Genomic DNA, 1,263 nt, shown 5'->3' on the forward strand with positions numbered 1-1,263 from the left:
AAATTTGAAGTACGGGAAAGGTTTGAGGTAGGGAATAACGTGATTTTAATCACGGTCGGGGGGATTTCTGCTTGGTGAGAGAATAACCCCTTGCTCAAGGGATTTTGTCAAGGGCGTGGCTTCGCCACGTCGCCTACGGCGATGCTTCGCACCCTTGACTAAATCACGCAAGGGGTTATCGTTCCACCAAGCAGTAATACCCCCTATTCTGCCTCTTCGGCAGTAGGTTCTACTGGCTGTTCAGTCCCGTCTAAGGTTTTATACTGAACCAATAAATTTCCTCTACGACTTGAAGTAACAGCGGCAACAATGTCAGGATTTAACATTATGACGGAAGGCGTGATTTCTCTGATTACATCGGCTTTTTTTAATGTTGGAATTACGCGTTTTATCGTTGAGACCGATATTCCAGATTTTTCTGCTAATTGAGTATAAGTCCCGATCATTCGATTTTGTTTATCGATATTAGCCATTAGCCAGAACACAAACTTCATCTTCGCACTAGAAAACTCTTCTAAACGGTCTAGAACCTCCGATAGAAAGACTTTTTTAAAATCCTGATCTCCGACAGCCTTAACGATCGTCTGAGCTTCAAACTCTTCTCCTGTGCTTAAATCGACTAATTTTTTCTTACCGACATAATGAACATTGCCTAGACTATCTTTTTGTCTTTCTACCTTCTCCATTTTTAGATCCTTCAAAGTTTCAAATTTAAGATACTTTGATTATAATTCAGCTATTTTTTGATGTAAAGCTCAAATTTTTGATACTTTAAAAGTTCAAATCTGACCTTTTAAAGTCTCAATTCTGATACTGACCACCCTTAATGAACCCTTGTAATTCCTAGATCTTTTATTTTTTTCTCTTATTCTATATTTATATCCCCCACGGTAGTTCAAAAACTCCGCACCTTCGGTGCTCCGCCCTCGCTTCGCTCGGTTGGCGTTGTTGTCGCCCCTGCGGGGCTCCGATACTGGCGAAGGAGTGAGGGGCGGGAGCCCCTCGTCGGTATCGGAGCGGAGGCGAATGCCGGAGCGTTATCAGGGTAGGTCAAGGAGGGGCGTAGCCCCGCCTTGCAAGGTGATAGATTCGATTTGAGCGAAGCGAAAATCGATATCTATCGTGTCCTTGCCCGTCAATGTTATGCCAACCGAGCGAAGCGAGGGCGGAGCACCGAAGGTGCGGAGAGCTGTCGGCAGACCTCACGGTAAAATGCGTAGCGATTTTGCCATAGTGAGTTAGAGCAAATTTATTTGCTCGTGA

At 44.3% G+C, this 1,263-nt stretch carries 1 protein-coding gene; it reads right to left on the reverse strand.

Going from position 1 to position 1,263, the window contains the following annotated elements:
* Positions 1-203 precede the first annotated feature (203 nt).
* Positions 204-686 (reverse strand): replication/maintenance protein RepL, encoded by a 483-nt coding sequence (locus tag BKK50_RS10925; RefSeq protein ID WP_077417977.1) that lies wholly within the window; start codon positions 684-686, stop codon positions 204-206.
* Positions 687-1,263: the final 577 nt, after the last annotated feature.

Origin of the sequence: Rodentibacter rarus (assembly GCF_001998965.1) — a bacterium.
GTDB classification, from domain to species: domain Bacteria; phylum Pseudomonadota; class Gammaproteobacteria; order Enterobacterales; family Pasteurellaceae; genus Rodentibacter; species Rodentibacter rarus.